This window comes from Aureibacter tunicatorum (genome assembly GCF_036492635.1).
Lineage (GTDB): Bacteria > Bacteroidota > Bacteroidia > Cytophagales > Cyclobacteriaceae > Aureibacter > Aureibacter tunicatorum.
The window spans coordinates 211189-227338 of the sequence record NZ_AP025307.1; the positions used below are offsets into that span (position 1 = coordinate 211189).

General features: G+C 35.7%; 15 protein-coding genes. 6 read left to right on the top strand and 9 right to left on the bottom strand.

Annotated elements, in window-relative coordinates; genetic code table 11:
• Positions 1 to 135: 135 nt before the first annotated feature.
• The 5 genes from AABK36_RS23400 to AABK36_RS23420 all read right to left on the bottom strand — a co-directional run bounded on the left by AABK36_RS23400 (position 136) and on the right by AABK36_RS23420 (position 4177).
• Positions 136 to 1398 carry an SO_0444 family Cu/Zn efflux transporter gene (locus tag AABK36_RS23400; protein ID WP_309942522.1) on the bottom strand — a complete coding sequence of 421 codons (1263 nt, stop codon included), beginning with the start codon at positions 1396 to 1398 and terminating at the stop codon, positions 136 to 138.
• 86 nt (positions 1399 to 1484) lie between these two features.
• The gene (locus tag AABK36_RS23405) at positions 1485 to 2057 is read right to left on the bottom strand and encodes a helix-turn-helix domain-containing protein (protein WP_309942520.1); all 573 of its coding nucleotides are present in this window, start codon (positions 2055 to 2057) and stop codon (positions 1485 to 1487) included.
• Between the two features lie 85 nt (positions 2058 to 2142).
• On the bottom strand, positions 2143 to 2895 hold the full coding sequence (locus AABK36_RS23410) for a class I SAM-dependent methyltransferase (protein ID WP_309942517.1): 753 nt from the start codon (positions 2893 to 2895) through the stop codon (positions 2143 to 2145).
• A gap of 90 nt (positions 2896 to 2985) precedes the next feature.
• Positions 2986 to 3495, bottom strand: a complete 510-nt coding sequence (locus AABK36_RS23415; RefSeq protein WP_309942514.1) for a DUF3347 domain-containing protein — start codon at positions 3493 to 3495, stop codon at positions 2986 to 2988.
• Positions 3496 to 3637: 142 nt separating this feature from the next.
• Entirely contained in the window at positions 3638 to 4177 is a 540-nt protein-coding gene (locus AABK36_RS23420; RefSeq protein WP_338390351.1) for a hypothetical protein, read from the bottom strand.
• A 286-nt stretch (positions 4178 to 4463) separates the two neighbouring features.
• Here AABK36_RS23420 and AABK36_RS23425 point away from each other — a divergent pair, with 286 nt between their 5' ends.
• Entirely contained in the window at positions 4464 to 5426 is a 963-nt protein-coding gene (locus tag AABK36_RS23425) for an SDR family NAD(P)-dependent oxidoreductase (RefSeq protein WP_309942512.1), read from the top strand.
• 47 nt (positions 5427 to 5473) lie between these two features.
• On the opposite strand, the gene prfH is transcribed toward AABK36_RS23425, so the two are convergent.
• Both prfH and AABK36_RS23435 read right to left on the bottom strand, forming a co-directional pair.
• A complete protein-coding gene (gene prfH / locus AABK36_RS23430) occupies positions 5474 to 6121 on the bottom strand; it encodes a peptide chain release factor H (RefSeq protein WP_309942510.1) in 648 nt (215 codons plus the stop codon).
• Positions 6122 to 6132: 11 nt separating this feature from the next.
• Positions 6133 to 7539, bottom strand: a complete 1407-nt coding sequence (locus AABK36_RS23435) for an RtcB family protein (RefSeq protein WP_309942507.1) — start codon at positions 7537 to 7539, stop codon at positions 6133 to 6135.
• 411 nt (positions 7540 to 7950) lie between these two features.
• Between AABK36_RS23435 and AABK36_RS23440 the strand changes: the two genes are divergently transcribed.
• Positions 7951 to 9006, top strand: a complete 1056-nt coding sequence (locus AABK36_RS23440) for a permease (RefSeq protein WP_338390352.1) — start codon at positions 7951 to 7953, stop codon at positions 9004 to 9006.
• 7 nt (positions 9007 to 9013) lie between these two features.
• Here the strand turns inward: AABK36_RS23440 and AABK36_RS23445 are convergent, their stop codons facing one another.
• Both AABK36_RS23445 and AABK36_RS23450 read right to left on the bottom strand, forming a co-directional pair.
• A complete protein-coding gene (locus tag AABK36_RS23445; RefSeq protein WP_309942503.1) occupies positions 9014 to 10531 on the bottom strand; it encodes a pentapeptide repeat-containing protein in 1518 nt (505 codons plus the stop codon).
• 101 nt (positions 10532 to 10632) lie between these two features.
• Positions 10633 to 11754: an acyloxyacyl hydrolase gene (locus AABK36_RS23450; RefSeq protein ID WP_309942500.1), complete on the bottom strand. Its 1122-nt coding sequence runs from the start codon at positions 11752 to 11754 to the stop codon at positions 10633 to 10635.
• Positions 11755 to 11924: 170 nt separating this feature from the next.
• Here AABK36_RS23450 and AABK36_RS23455 point away from each other — a divergent pair, with 170 nt between their 5' ends.
• The 4 genes from AABK36_RS23455 to AABK36_RS23470 are packed head-to-tail and all read left to right on the top strand — an operon-like array spanning position 11925 to position 16141.
• Positions 11925 to 13331 carry an NADase-type glycan-binding domain-containing protein gene (locus AABK36_RS23455; RefSeq protein WP_309942498.1) on the top strand — a complete coding sequence of 469 codons (1407 nt, stop codon included), beginning with the start codon at positions 11925 to 11927 and terminating at the stop codon, positions 13329 to 13331.
• Positions 13328 to 13975 (top strand): M15 family metallopeptidase, encoded by a 648-nt coding sequence (locus AABK36_RS23460; RefSeq protein WP_309942496.1) that lies wholly within the window; start codon positions 13328 to 13330, stop codon positions 13973 to 13975. The genes AABK36_RS23455 and AABK36_RS23460 overlap by 4 nt, the downstream gene beginning before the upstream one ends.
• A complete protein-coding gene (locus AABK36_RS23465; protein ID WP_309942494.1) occupies positions 13962 to 15335 on the top strand; it encodes a hypothetical protein in 1374 nt (457 codons plus the stop codon). The genes AABK36_RS23460 and AABK36_RS23465 overlap by 14 nt, the downstream gene beginning before the upstream one ends.
• On the top strand, positions 15332 to 16141 hold the full coding sequence (locus AABK36_RS23470; RefSeq protein WP_309942492.1) for a VanW family protein: 810 nt from the start codon (positions 15332 to 15334) through the stop codon (positions 16139 to 16141). The genes AABK36_RS23465 and AABK36_RS23470 overlap by 4 nt, the downstream gene beginning before the upstream one ends.
• Positions 16142 to 16150 lie beyond the last annotated feature (9 nt).

The following is a 16150-nucleotide window of genomic DNA, read 5'->3' on the forward strand; positions in this document are numbered from 1 at the left end:
GTTTTATGTTTTGATTTTGCTGAATCGAATGTTATGCAATCTATAAATTAATTTTGAAAAAAGGCGGCTATATGTTTCCAGTGTAATAACATACAGTCGCCTTTTAATAATAGAAAATGTTCTAATGCTTGAGACTTATGATTTCACATCATAGCCCAAAGAGTTGATTGTTTCTTTGATATTTTCAATTTCCAAGCGATCGCCTTCTACGGTTACTGTTTTGGATTCAAGATCAACAATTGTATTTTCCACACAAGCCATTTTATTCAAGTTGTTCTCAACATTTGCTTTGCAATGATTGCAAGACATGCCGTCTACTTTTATGATTTCGCTATTCATGGTATTCGTTTTTATTTGAGTTGTTTTGTTCCTTTTTGATTTTAAATATTTCTGAATATAGCCATTTATGATTAAGGCTGTTAGAATTATTGCGGAGCTTGCTTCTATCCAATTAAGCCCTGTGTTGTGTTGATGACCGAGGTGTTGTTGAGCAATATTCGAAAACCAATGAGCTGGCAGAGCATAGTCAATTAACAACCCAAAAGTCAATGCCCCAGCGATGATAGTGCCTAAATAGGTAAATAGGCTTTTACGGCCTAATACTTTTCCGATCATTGTCATTGTTGCTGCATTGGTAGCAGGCCCAGCCATTAATAATACGAATGCGGCCCCGGGACCAATGCCTTTTAATATTAACACAGCTGCCAAGGGAATGGATCCGGTAGCGCAAATGTATAATGGGATGGAGACTACGAGTATCAACAACATTTGAACAAATGCAGGCAAGTCCAATAATTCAAAAAAATTATCCGGTATCAAGGCGGATATGATTGCGGCCAATACGAGTCCGATCACTAGCCATTTGGAAATATCTTGAATGAATTCTACAAAGCCATATTGAAAAACATCGATGACCTTTTGCGAAAAAGTCTTTTGTTCTACAGTTTGTTCATGATAAGTAGCTTTCTTGGATTCTTCTTTAGTTACAGTACTAGTTATGAGACCTCCGGAGATTCCTGTTACCAAAGCCGCCAAAGGCCTGATAATCGCGAAGGGCAAACCCATCAATGAAAATGTGGCTAGGATGGAGTCTACTCCCGTTTGCGGTGTTGAGATCAAGAAAGAAACGGTCCCGCCTTTGGAGGCTCCATTTTTATAAAATGCAGTGCCTGTGGGTATAACACCGCAGGAACAAAGAGGCAATGGAATTCCGAACACTGATGCTAGTACTGATGACTTGAAAGGAGAACCATTGAAATATCGTTCGATCTTGCTCTTAGGTACAAAAGCATACAACAGTCCAGCAAAGAAAAATCCGAGCAGTAAATAAGGCGACATTTCGCCTAGAATGTTAATGAAATCCGTAAGAAATGTTATGATGTATTTTTGTGCTTCCATAAGTAAATATTTTGATAGACAAAATAAGCAAGTAATAAGATCAAAAGTATTACATGATTTTGGAAAAGTGTTACATCATCTTTGTCTTAAATTTCATCAAGTGGTTTGCGCTTGTAGTTTTTTAGTTTTTTAAATTGGGTAGGTGTCAATCCTGTCACTTTTTTGAATTGACTTGAAAGGTGCTGGACACTGCTATATCCTAATTCGAAAGCTATTTCCTTTGAAGACATTTCATCGTAGACTAATAACTCTTTGACCTTTTCGATTTTTTGATTGATGATGTATTTTTCTATAGTGATTCCTTCCACTGATGAGAAGAGATTGCTAAGATAAGAATAATCATAGCCTAGTTCTTTGGCTAGAAACTGAGAGTAATTATTTGTTCCTGATTGTTCTTTTGCATAATGAATTCTCTCGATGATTAGTGTTTTAATCCCATCAATTAACTGGCTTTTTTTGTCATTGATTAATTCAAAATCATTATCATCCAAAACTCGCCTAACTTCATTTATTTTGTCGGAGCTAAGTGCTGTCGATACTCTTGCTTTTCCAAGTTCAATTTCTTCAATGGTCAAGTTTAATTTTTCAAGCTCGTCCCTGACGACTTTGATGCATCGTTTGCAGACCATGTTTTTGATATACAGTACTGTTGAATCCATAGGACAAAGGTAGAAGATGTTAGACTAATATCTAAAACAAGTAATTGTGAAACTTATTGAATCAGTCTTGGGGAGACTCAATAAGTTATTTTGCTTGCAGAACATAAAAAACGTAACTGTACTCTGTGCCATGATTTGTGTAAAGGTCGATTTCTTCTTGAATCATTCTAGCGACTTCCAATGCGATTGCATTTTCTGGATATTTTGCTTTCATAGCATCGATATTCCTTTGCAAAGGAACATAATAGTTGTCTGTCCAAGCTTCTTTGGGAAGTATAAAGTGATTGACCACTTCATAGCCTAAGTTTTCCGCTTGTATGTTTTTATTTTCAATACTGTCTATTTGAGGATAGTTTGCTTCCCAATATGCCTTTGCTTGCTTTGATTGATTGTCGGTAATCCAGCTGATTTCGCTGCAAATTAATTTGCCGTTTGGCTTAAGAAATCGTTTCCATTCCTTCAGTCCAGTTTCAAATCCTGCGATATAAATGGATCCTTCAGCAAAAATATAATCAAAACTGCTATCTTCGAATGTCATTTCAAACATGGACATGCAAATGCCTTTCACACGGTTGTCCAAGTTATATTGTTTGGCTTTATGATTAAATTGATCAATGAAATCCGAACTATTATCAATGGCAACCACCTCGGCATTTTCTAATGATTTTGCCATTAGGAATGTATGTGATCCAACCCCACAACCGATATCCAAGATTTTGACAGTTTGATTCTTGTCAATGCATTCAATGGCTTTTAAAGTTGATTGATTATCCCCAGGGCCTAATCTGTCCATATTTTCGAATGCCTCATAAAAATAATCTTCCATTTTTTTCTCCATCACATTGCTGTTTTTGATTGGTAAAATAGTTAACAGGTCACAAATAAACCTTAGATATAACTCTTGTCATATCGAATTGATAACATGATTTTACATTTCTTCAACGACTTTTCCGCAGTGCAGCATTTTGTCTCCAAAGTATGGATTATTAACTTCCTTTTCTGCGCTTAGCCAGTACCCTCCTGCATAGTCAAATGCCATTGGACAATATTGTCGATAAAGAGTCACGTTCTTAGAATCTTCTTTTTGACTTTGATAAACAAGAGCAGAAAGGTCTGAGAAGGCATTTCGTTGCACGTTCAAGGAATTGGATGATGCTATAGCTTTTACGGGTTTGCTCATTTTAGAGTATTCCGCTTTGTTTTTTGAAATATAAGCTTTTAGTTTTTGGGCTTCATCGCTTGCTTCTTTAGCATTGCTATTGACCAATGCATCTTTGATTTTCAAATAATGATTGATTAAACTTGATGTATTGTCTTGCTGTGTTCTTGCGCTAGCTTCTTTATTGACAGGCAATTTGGCGAAGCTGTTTAATGAGTAAGTTGAGGATAAAACAATTGCGACTAGTAAAACGATAGAGTGTATTTTTGTTATTTTCATTTTTTGAAATTATGTAAATAAAATTTGAAGTATTTGAGAATACAGTTTCTGAGACTATTATGATTTTTTCGTAAAGTACAGAATGAAAGTATGAAGAACAACCACAATGACTGTTAATATTTGCTAAGACTCATTTATTAAATTAAGGCAATAGCCTGAAGTGAATCAATATTTTATCTTTATTTCTCCATCTTACCCAACCTTCTTTAACTTCGTAATTAGGGTCTGACTCCTCGTCAAGCCATAGATCTTCAATGCTTTTTACTTTTATCCATTCAGGGTTTTTGCCAAATTCTATGAATTCAACCAAGCTTGCATTAATATGGCCAGCATTTTCATCCGGAGCAGATTTAACTTGTGAATTGTTGGTAAGTATCTCAAAGGATTCGAATACTTTGAGAATTCTTATAGCATTGAATTTATGCTTGTCATCAATAGCAATGTATTTATAATTTCCTTTATTTATTCTGATTTTATAAAACTTGTTTTGAACGACTGCAACATAAACCGGATTCAGAATATTGTACTCTTGATAAAAGAATACAGGTTGAAACTCTTGGCATAAAGAGTGAATTTCCCTCAATCTCGCTGAATGATGCTCTTCCTGGAAAAAGATCTCGTCATCATTTTTATATAGCTTGATATACACATCGTGAATGTTCGGAGAATTGTAAATTTTCAAGGTGTCGTTTTTTGTAAACTTATTGAAATGGATATTGAGGATTCCTTTTGGAGATATTTTTTCAGCGTATGCACTCTGAAAATAAATTGTAATCAAAATTAGAAGGATAGATGAAGGGAATTTCATGTTATTGATTTAATATAAGGTTAAGGGTTTTAATATTACGAATAATAAAAAAGATCTGAAAAAATTAGCTTGGCCTAAAATTCCATTTCTTTGAACTTTTTGACCATGTCTAGGGCAGTTGATCTTCGGATATTTGTGTCAAGACAAAAATATCAAAGCCATGACAACTAATCAAAATCAAAACTTATCAGTATTCATCACAGGCGCGAATGGAGGCTTGGGATTTGAAACCGCAAAGATATTGCTTGCATCAGGCGTTGGACGTTTGGCGTTGGCGACGAGAAAGGAGGCAAAAGCTGTGCAGGCAAGAGCGAGAATTTTGGATCAAGTAAGAGCTAAAGGGAAAGTGGAAGCGTATGGAGGTTTCGATATGAATGATCCGAAATCCATTGAAGATTCAGTCAAAAGAATGCCGGAGAACAAGCCTTTTAATGTTATCTTTTTACAGGCGGGTGGAGTGTTTTTTACAGATGATTATCAATTTTTGAATTACGGAAAAAAGAGACTGGAAAAGACGGTGTTTCAAAATGCATTTGGAGCTTATATTACATTGGTAAATTTGCAAAAAGCCGGATTGGTAGCACCGAATGCAAGGGTAGTTTTCGCCGGAGGAGAAGGAGCAAGGGGTATTCCTGGCATGATCGAAAAGCCGGTATTTCTCTCTTATAATTCATTGAAAGGATATATAGAGGGCTCTAAAGATATGCCTGCGTATAACCCAATGAATAGCATAGGGATTTCCAAGCTAGTAAGTGCCTTGATTTCCCAGAAGTTGTCCGAGATTAATGATGGCAATGAGTATATTTGGTTTACTCCTGGCTTGACTCATGGGACTAATGGCTTGAAGAAAGTGGCTCCTGTGAAAAGATTTTTTATGGAAAAAGTAATGTTTGGGATGTCCGCTATGTTGGGAATGTCACAAAGCCCGAAAAAAGGCGCTGAAAAATACGCGGAATGCTTGTTGGGAGAAGTTGGCAAAAATGGAGATGTACTTGGCGCTCCTGAAGGAAAAGTATTGGGTAAAATTACAGATCAAAAGCCAATGAATCCTTCGATTCGCGATAGAGACTTAATTGACGGCATATGGAGAATGGTGAACGAAATATATCCGAGAACAGCATAATTAAAAAGATCCCTTGGCCTATCAACATGAAAGACCAAGGGTATTTATTATTTTTTTATGTTAAAATTTCTGCCTTCAAATATTCGTATTGGGTTGCCTCGCTCAAGTTGACAGTGATTGAGCCAGTCATCCATTTTGAGTTCTAATATTTGATTCTTATTCTGTTGTTCCAATAGCTTTTGCAATCTTTCTTTAGCGATTTTTTTATTCATATGTTGGGATCTTTGATCACTGGCGACAACTTGAATGCTTGTCGGCTTGTGTGTTATGCGCACAGCGCTACTTACTTTATTGGCATGTTGTCCTCCGGGACCTCCGGATCTGATAGCTTGAAAATGCAGATCGCTATCTTTCAAAGAGTTTTCAGAAGCATCATGAGTCAAGCATTTGACTCCTACAAACCAGTTCTTTCGTTTATGAAGGGGTCTATATTGACTTCTTCCAATCCACTGAACCGTTCCATTCCAAAATTCAGCATCATCGTAAATATTTATGCCTTTCACTTGAAGCACAGCTGAGTTCAAAGTGCCATTCATTGGGCCTTTTTCCCGATGAATAACTTCGCATTCAGTATTTTTACTTTCAAAGAGTTTGATCAGGTATTTTAATAATTGCGCTGTCACCCAGCAACATTCTGCCGGCCCTCTTCCAGAGGTTATTTGAAGCCGGAATTCTTGTATATTATTACTTTTCATTGTTTGTCGAATTAATCTTTAGCCATGCGCACGATTTTTGGGAAAAATTTCCCTTCAATTTTAACGAGGTCATTTTGGTGAGACATTATCTTGTCGATGTCTTTGTAAACTATCGGCGCTTCATCCACACCCGCTCCAAGCAATGTGACTCCTGTATGTTTCAACATGCCTTTCATGGCGCTTTTGGTAATGCTGGACTTCGCTTTGGTTCGTGACAATGATCTTCCAGCTCCATGCGAGGCTGAGTTCAAAGAGCTTGTGTTTCCTTTTCCGCTCACGATATAAGCTGGTGAAATCATGGTGCCGGGAATAATTCCAGATTGGCCTTCATGCGCTGGCGTAGCACCTTTTCTATGAATGATGAATTCTTCTTGATTCTCAAGTTTTTCTTTCCAAGCGAAATTGTGATGATTTTCTATAATCCTAAATGGCTTTATCCCCATGGCCTTTGATAGGTTAGCGTGTATGCGATCATGACAAGCTTTCGCATAATCTCCTGCCAAATTCATAGCTATCCAATATTCATGGCCTTCAGAACTGTTAATATCCAGCCAAGCTAGATGACTAGCGGATTTAGGCAATTTGCATTTGCTTTTGGCAATTTGCGTAAAATGTTGAGCAATTGTAGCTCCCAAGCCTCTTGATCCACTATGGGCCATAATGCCTATGTATTTTCCTTCAGTTATTCCTAAGGTATTGTCAGCATCGATTTCTACGATTCCCCATTCCACAAAGTGATTGCCACCGCCTGAGGATCCGATCTGTTTGCAAGCTTTTTGATGCAAGCCTTTGAGAAGCGAGCTTTCGTGAAATTCTCTTCTATCCAGAATTTCATGTTCTTGCGCGTAGTTGATGCATTGGCTTGTGCCAAAAGCAGTATGCTCTTTCAATGCTTTTTTTAAATTGTATTCATATCTATGAATATAATTTTCGGGAAGGTCGTATAAGCTCAGCGACATTCGGCAACCAATGTCAACACCAACAGCATATGGAATTATCTCATTCTTTGTGGCAAGCACGCCACCGATAGGTAGCCCATATCCTTGATGCGCGTCAGGCATTAAAGCGCCTTTTTCCGCAACAGGCAAACTCATAGCGACTTTCATCTGCTGTATGGCATTGCTGTTGATTTCTTTTTTTCCAAAAATGCTAAACTCAGAAGGATTATCCTTTAGCTCATGCATATCTTCTTCCGTTTTTAAAACTTCTTTCGGAAGAATTGAATTAGCTAATTTGGACCAAATCGGGTCATCTAAGTAATCTTGTGGTTTGGCAATGATCTTAGAGATTAAGTCTAATTTGTATGTAATATCGTGTTTTTTGTATTGTCTATTAAGTATTCCTAAAGCAATGCTTTTGGATTGATTGTCAGAAAGGTATGCGTTAAGCATTCTTCCTTGAATTTTCTTACTGCCCATGCAAAAATGGTTGATCAAGCCTCAATATGGATGCAAAAGACATAGTTATCCCTTGATACCAATAGAGGTTTTATGAATTAATATATATAAGATGTTTTTCCGCATTAAGAGTGTAATGCGTTTTAATTTCAGACAATAAAGAAGTTCACCTTAATAGAATTAAGATGTCTGAAATTTATAGGGCGATATTTGAATGATAGACCAACATAACTTGTCCTCCTTTCAGAAATAGGTAAGACTTGATTTACTTATGAATGCAAATATCTATAAATAATATTTAAATACAAAAATAAAGATGAAAAATTAATCTTTTGTCCAATCTAAAAATCTTAAACAAAACAATGCATAGGGATATTAAAGTTTAACAAGTAAAAATGATCAGCTATGGAGTTTGTAGAGATTTTGTTAAAAATGATATACAATTTGTATTGGCCACTATGCTTTGGGTTTTTAGTCTCCACTTATATTAGAGTACAGGTGAGTCAGGAGAATATTAGCGGTTTATTGGGCAAAAACAATTTGAAGGAAAATTTCTTGGCGATATTTTTTGGAGCAGTCTCTTCTTCATGCTCTTATGCAGCAGCATCGATGAGCAAGAACCTCTTTCAGAAGGGAGCAACATGGCAAAATTCTTTGATATTTCTCATGACTTCCACCAATATGGTTTTTGAAATGTTCGTGGTAATAGCAGTGCTTTTGGGAAGGTTTTTCTTTTATGCCGAGTTGATCGGGGCATTGATCATGGTTATTTGTTTGAGAGTTTTCATGCCTTTGTTTTTTAATAATAAAGAGGTAGATGAACAACAAGAGGAATTGAATAAAGAAGCTATGAACCATCAGCAAATGGGGCATGGCATGTCTGATAATCATGAGGAAAAAATGGGCTTTGGAGAACGCTTAAGTCAGGGATTTTATATGGAGATATCAATGGTTATCAAAGAGATTTTGATAGGTGTTGTAGTCGGCAGTTTGATTATTACGTTTCTTCCTGATGGTTTTTTCGGTAAATTATTTAGCGCCTTGCATATAGGCAATGATTTCTGGGGCATATTGATCTCAAGTATCATAGGAGCCTTGATCGCGTATTTCGCTTATGTGTGTTCTGTTGGGAATTTAGTGATAGCAAGCGCTCTTTGGTTTGGTGGATTGTCGGTTGGTGGCGTGTTGGCATTCATTTTTTCGGATTTGATAACCCGGCCACTGCATTTGGTTTATATCAAATACTATGGAAAGAAATTCGCAGGAAAAATCATAGGTCTCATAGGTTTATGCGCTATTGCAAGCGGAGTGATTGTTGATTTGTTTATCAAGTATGCTGACATCAAAGTCGTTACTCCCAGCAGTTTGAAAAGTGTTCCTTTTACTTTGGATTATAATTTTTATTTGACGGTGTTTTTCTTGGTTATAGGAGTGTTTATGTATTTTAGAGGTCGAAATCTTTCCAAAGGAATGCATATGAGCATGTAAATTTGTCTTATTTACGGACTACCATGTAAGTGTTGTCATCTACCTCTTCAAGCGTATAAATATATTTTAGTTCCGAAGCTCCGATAATATTTAAAGAGTCATTCGCATGATTGATCCAATCATGATGGTCTACCAAAGCTGAATCAAGCAATGCGTTGGTAAGATTCATATGCTTTAAATTCGCCAGTCTTAAGTCGGATTTGCGTAAGTTGGCAAAGGAGAAGTTTGATTTGGAAAGATTTGCTCGTTTGAAATTGGAGCCGTAGAAATTAGATTCTATAGCATAACATTTTTCAAAGTTTGCATACTCGAGGTTTGAGTTTTTGCATTTGGAGTATGCTAAATATGCTTCAGAAAAATTGGCATGAGACAGTTTAGCGTTTGAAAGGTTCGCTTTGTTTAACTGGGAACCTAAGAAGTTGCTATTAATAGCTTTTGAGTGAGAAAAATCTGTTTCAGAAAGATCCGCTTTGATTAAAGTTGCGTCTTTTAAATTTGCGCCTGAGAATATCGCATTGTTGAAATTAGCATGGATAAAATTCGCGCGCATGAGTTTTGCTTGCTTGAAACTTGCTTTGTTGCCATTGCATTTCATCATTTGCGCATTTTCCAGCGAAGCAAAGTTAAAAATACAGCCTTCCAATTGGGCTTTGTATAAGTTTGAGTTATTTAAATTCGCATATGAGAATAATGAGTTTTTTAAATTAGCGACCTTGAAAGACCCGTTTGTGATTTTGGAGTGACAGAGATTTGCATTTTCGAGATTGGATTGATCCATTGTGGAAAATACCAAGTCAGAATATTGAAGTTGAGCTTCTTCAAGTTGCGAATGTTTCAAATCGGCGAAATTGAAGTTTATATTTTGCCATAAATCCACATTGCCGGCATTTAAATTCAATTGATGCAGTGTTTTTAGTAAAGCTCCTTTTTCATAATTGTGTCTAGTTTCGGAAAAATCAACTTTTCTTAGTTTGGAATGAAGAGAGTCCATTTGATTGACTTCTTGTTTGAAAAAGGGCAGGGGAGTGTAAAGATCGATATTTTCTTCGCTTATTTCATTTAGTAAATTATAGTTTTCAGGTTCTTGGTGACTGATTGTTTGGCTTACTTGGACTAGTTTCTCCTCTAGCGAAACTGGGAGTTTATGGTTCTTTTTCGATTCAATGCTCTCCGAGATTTCATTGAATATGCTATTAATCAAATATTCATTTCTTTTGTCAGCATCTTTTTTGATTTGATTGGCTAGCGTTTGAATTTGATGATGTTGCAATGAGATCAATTGCATATGTTTTTCATGCATTTTGTGTTGATAGTTGACATAGAAGACAAACGTCAAGATAAAGCATAAAAATAAAAATCCTAGAATATATAGAGCAATGAGGTGTTTTTTAAGTTTGTTGTTTTTTAGGGATGAATCCTTTTCAATAGCAGTTGATAACTCAGTGTATGATTGATCTAATTGGCCAAGTTTAGAATTGTTTTTATCCTTTTTAAGATTATTGCTTAGTTCATTAAGATAAGTCATTCGTGGATTGGCTTGTGATAGCCCTAATTTATGGATTTTAAAAAATTAATTAATGCCCTCATAAAAAAATAGGGAGAGAAATTCTCCCTAATGATGAGTTTTTATAGATTGAAGTTGTAGCCTAGCGAGTATTCTACATAGTCGGCTCTTCCTCCATGAGCTTTGATCGCCACACCTCCGTAGAAATTTTTGTAGAAAGTGTACCTTGCTTGAGCTCTTAAATAGTAAGGTGCGGAATCACTAGACTCTACTTTTTTATGCACATAGACACCAGCTCCATAAAATACAGAAAGCTTATCGATGATCATTTCACCAGATAAGAATAAAGCTAATTGAATGGCATCCGACCCGCCTAATTGTTTTTCAGGATTGTCGCCTGTCGCTATTATGTTTATTCCATCGACGTCCTTATAATATCCCGCATAAAATATATCCGTTCCCAATCCTATTTTGTGCTTTCTGCCTAATGTTCTTTGGGCTCCAATGGCAAAAGTATTCATGGAATATCTTGGCCCATTTTTCACGACTTGCTTTGAGCCTGATCCAACCCAGAAATAAAGATTGTACTTAGTCTCCAGTGGACTCAATTCTCTCTGTTCAAACTTGGCAGGATGCTTTTGGAACTTGTATTTTAATCCCAATTGCAAAGCGACAAGATTGACGCCTTTATTAGGCAGTTTGTAAGCGCCGTTTGAAAAGTGCTTATATCCTATTCCAGCAGACAAATCAATTCTATCGGATAGAATGTAATTGTAATCGAAACCTAGATTAATGTATACATTTCGGTAAGAGCCAATGATAAGGTTCACCGGATTGCTGTCAGGGTCATGCGGGTCGAAGTTGTAAGATAATCCTAAGCCCAATTCATAGTTGAAAGACGATCTAGGCTTGCGAACGATAGGAATATTCACCCAGCCAAACAATGCATTGGGATAGCCAACTTGGTGTGCGCTCAAATCTCCAGTATAAAAGCCAATACCGTAACTAGGAAACCTAAACACTTGAAAACTCTCATTTTTTTGGTCACTGGTAGTTTGCCAGCCTAGTTTGATTTCAGTCGCATGATATGAACCTTGAACGATTTGTTCATCATCGCCTATGAGTCCGCCGAATTCATAATTTACTTTTATGAATTTTTGATTTTTAACTTTTTGAGTTTGTCCTTTGGCAAGTATGGGAAATAGAGCCATTAATATCGCCGAAGTAATAAGTATCTTGCGCATTGCTTAGGTATTAGTTTGAAGAGCAAATATATTTAGATTTAAATTTTAAGTATAAAAATTTTCAATAATTTTTATTATGTAATAATACAGAGTTATCTTTTTGATTTTATGAGTTTTTTGTTGATAATTATGTCGCAATTAATTAATATTTGAATAAGTATTACTTTTTAATGAGAAATATTATAATTTTTATTAAATGCTTAGTGTTGATGGCCTCTTTTGAGATGAAAGCGCAAAGTGAGGATAAGGAGCTAGTCATTAATCGTTTGTATGGAACTTCGACGGCATTGCCGTTTTTAAATTATACTCCGCATAATTGTTTTGATAAAAATCCTGGCACGATGTGGAGAACACAAACTGGGTCAGGTCCTGAGGAGGGCTTGATGATAAGTTTTGAAAATTCAAGTTATATTTCGAAAGTAGAGATAATTGATGGGAATGGAATCAAAATAAGATATTTTGATATTTATATTGATGGAATGTTGTCGCAAGGAGGCAATTACTTAAGGCAAAATGTAAAAAACTTATTTATAAAAGCTTCAAGGCATTTCAATACGCAACAACTTGGAGGCAACGATGATTATATTTTGCATTTTTCGACAAATGATTTTTTGTCAATTTCTGAAATACGTTTTTATGATGAGTCAAAAAATGAATATAAAGTAATTTTGCCTGATCTTAGAAGAGCCATTCTATCTGCATCAAGCTCTTTGAGCCCGGAAGTTGCATATGGAGTAGACAATCTTGTGGATAAAAAAGTAGAAAACGCATGGGCTGAGTCGGCGTCTGGGTTAGGGATTAACGAGACTCTTGATTTCCATTTTGATAGTGAAGTGGAGATTGATGAAATAAGAGTCTGGAATGGCTATCAGAGGTCAAAAAAGCACTTCTCTGCCAATGGAAGGGTGAAAAAGGTTGCTGTTTCAATAGATGGGGAGACTTCGGACACGTACTTTTTGGATTCAGATTTATATGGCATGCAATCAATAAAGCTTAGACGTAATCTCATTGGGAAGAATGTCAATATTCAGATCTTGGAGGCCTCCAAAGGGAATTCTTATGATGATCTTGTGATTAGTGAATTGCAGTTTTTGAAAAATGGGAAATCCTATGAGGTTGAAACTTCTCATGAAGAAGAAAGAGTCAAATCTAATAAAAGGTTGGAAAATGAAGTTTTGAAACAAGTGCTCGATAGAAACATTAACTTTTCGACTAGAGCTATTGAAAAAGAAGGCACAACCACTAATACGATTTCAAGTTACAATTCAATTTTGCTTCGATCGAACAATACTTTTGTCATGTATAATCGAACCACTGAAGAGTTTGAAGATGATATTGAAGAGTACTATGATGAAAATTTGTCTGAAATGATTGCTGATGGGAATTGGGAACTGAAGTCTTTGAGCGACGATGAAGTTAAAATAAGAGTATTCGGGAAAGTGTTTTCGGCAGCTAATAATAGTCAAATTTATAAAGGAGGCGATAATCAGCGTAATTTAAGAATCATTCAAGATATAGTGATTATTTCTAAAGATGAAATGAAAGGGAGCAGATTAGTGAAAAAGTTCAAGTTATGATTCTATTGCATGTTCTTAGTTTAATGATTGTAGGGGTGATGAATTCAAGCTCACCCATGTATGATATTTCATTGCCTTCTGAAAGTATCCAATCTGATACAAGTTTTGTTAGCCTTTCAACCTATGATACTAACATCGCATATGATTTTAGATATGCGAGCGATAATAATTTTTTGGAGCAAAAAGTATATGATTGCGTTGATTGTTTGCTTCGAAAAGAAGTTGCCGACGCTTTAGTTGAAGTAAATGCTGAATTGAATCACTTAGGCTATAGGCTTAAACTATATGATTGTTATCGTCCATTGAGCGTTCAGGAAAAAATGTGGGAAATTTACCCGAATGCTAATTATGTGGCTAATCCACATACTTCGGGATCTTCCCATAACAGAGGCGGAGCTGTTGATCTTACGTTGGAATACCTTGATGGAAGCACTGTGGATATGGGGACTGATTTTGATCATTTTGGAAAAGAAGCCCATATTGATTATGCAGATTTGCCAAAGAATATATTGAATAATAGAAAAATGTTGCGAACAGCAATGATGGAGTATGGGTTTAAGCCGATTAGAACAGAGTGGTGGCATTTTTATTTTGAAAGTTCTAAAAAGTACAAGCTTTCAAATTTCCAATTTGATTGCAAATAAGCTGTATGCTAGTGTAGTACTATTTGTTATAGCAATTGTACTTGGGGCATTAGCTTTGTTTAAGTCAAGTTTTGCTCCAGGTTGGGATAGTTACTTTTATATGCTCCAAGCCAAGTCATGGCTTGAATTAAGAAGCTTGCATTCGGAAAGGTATAATGTTATTTATCCACTTCTTATTTGCGCTCAATTAATCTTTGATAATTATGTATTTAGCTATAAGTTGATTTCAATATTAGCATATGGCACGTTGCCTGTGTTGTTGTATAGGTATTTGACAAAATTGCATTTCAATAAATTTTTGGTCTTTGGCGTGTGTCTTTTAGTTATTGCTAATCCGATTTCAATCTATTTTGCTTCCCAATTTACCAAGAACCTTATTGCGGTTAATTTATTTATTTTACTCATGGATTCAGTGAGTAGAAAAAGGTGGTTTTTAGCTTTGGGTTTTATGATTCTAATTGCATTTAGCCATAAACTGATGATTGCGCTTTCGATTATATATGTTGGTTTGTATGCGTTTAGCTATTTACCTATTCGTGAAGTTTATTTGAGATGGTTATGTCTATTTATGATGACTGTTTCGGTATTTTTGTTGATGAAAATTCTTGCGCCCTCGTATTTAGCGAAGTCTTGGAATATTCCGACAATGTCTTTCATTGATTCGCATGTTGAGATGATCAATGGAATATGGAAATTGGTTTTGTATGCTTTTACTGTCCTGATCCCGTTTTGTTTTCTTTTCCCATTCAAAGGAGATAAAAATCAAATGAAGCAAGGATTTACTTTGGCTATGTTTTTCATCTTTCTTCAATTACCTTTTTTGAAGTGGGGAACGATGGAATTATCGTTTAGGCTTTTTATGATATTTGGGTTGTTGTCCCCAATTTTGGTTTTATTTATAAGACTACATGATATTGCTAAGACGGGATTAGCATGCGTATTAATATTGATATCATTTGGCTCATTTCCTGGCTATAAATCTCAATTGCAAGATCCTCCATATATTCAGTATAAATTTATTTCTTCAAGATTGGCGAAAGTGTATGAAGAAAAAGAAATTAATCTATTGATTTGTCATAAAGCATTGGCTGAGTATGTGTCCTTTCATCACATGGAGGATGTTTTGCCATGGAATGTTGAAGGCTCTGAGGTAAACGACAATGTATACCGTCTAGCTTATATTCCATCAGAGCTACAAGTAAAGTTTGAGAATGTAATGATAAACGAGTTTCATAAAAGGATTACTTCAAATTACTTTTTGTTGAGGGAAAAGATTTGGAGAGATGAATTTTTAGCAAGCTTGGATGATGCTGAAAAAGTTATAATACAAACTTGGAAAAATCCGTGGATGATAAGATGAATATTAAGAAGCCAGAACGAAGAAGCAAAATCAGAAAACTAATTGGCAAGGAGTATTTTATTTTCAAGCGGAAATTGAAATGGTGGTTTGGTCAAGAAGTTTTGGCTCAAAAAATGTGTGGTGTTGACTGTTCATATCCTGTATTTGAGCATAAGTCTACGATTATGAGACCGCTTAAGAATGTTGAGATGTATTTGCAGGAAAATAAACGCACAAATCTTCAATTAGCCATTGACAAACTTGATAAAGTTGAGATAAAGCCAGGAGAAATTTTTTCATTTTGGAAATTAGTAGGAAAACCGACGTCCAGAAAAGGTTTTAAAGAGGGCTTGGTCTTAGAAAATGGAAATATATCAAAAGGAATAGGCGGCGGTTTGTGTCAGTTGGGGAATTTATTGTATTGGATCTTCGCCCATAGTCCATTGGATGTTGTGGAAAGGTATCGACATGGATTTGACGTATTTCCTGATTTAAACAGAAAAGTCCCTTTTGGAGCTGGAGCGACATTGTCCTACAATTACATAGATCTTCAAGTGCAAAATAATACTGAGCAATCCTTTCAAATAGAGTTATGGTTGGATGAAAAGTATTTGCGAGGCAAGTTATTAAGCAATAGGAAGACCATTTATGATTATCAAGTAGAGGAAAGAGATCATTGTATGAAAATGCAATACTGGGGAGGCTACTCCAGGCATAATAAAATTTTTAAGCTGACTTTATTATCTAATGAAATTGTTCAAGAACAGTTATTAACTGAAAATCATGCAATTATGATGTATAATCCATTCATAGAATCCAAAGCATGAGAATTCTCA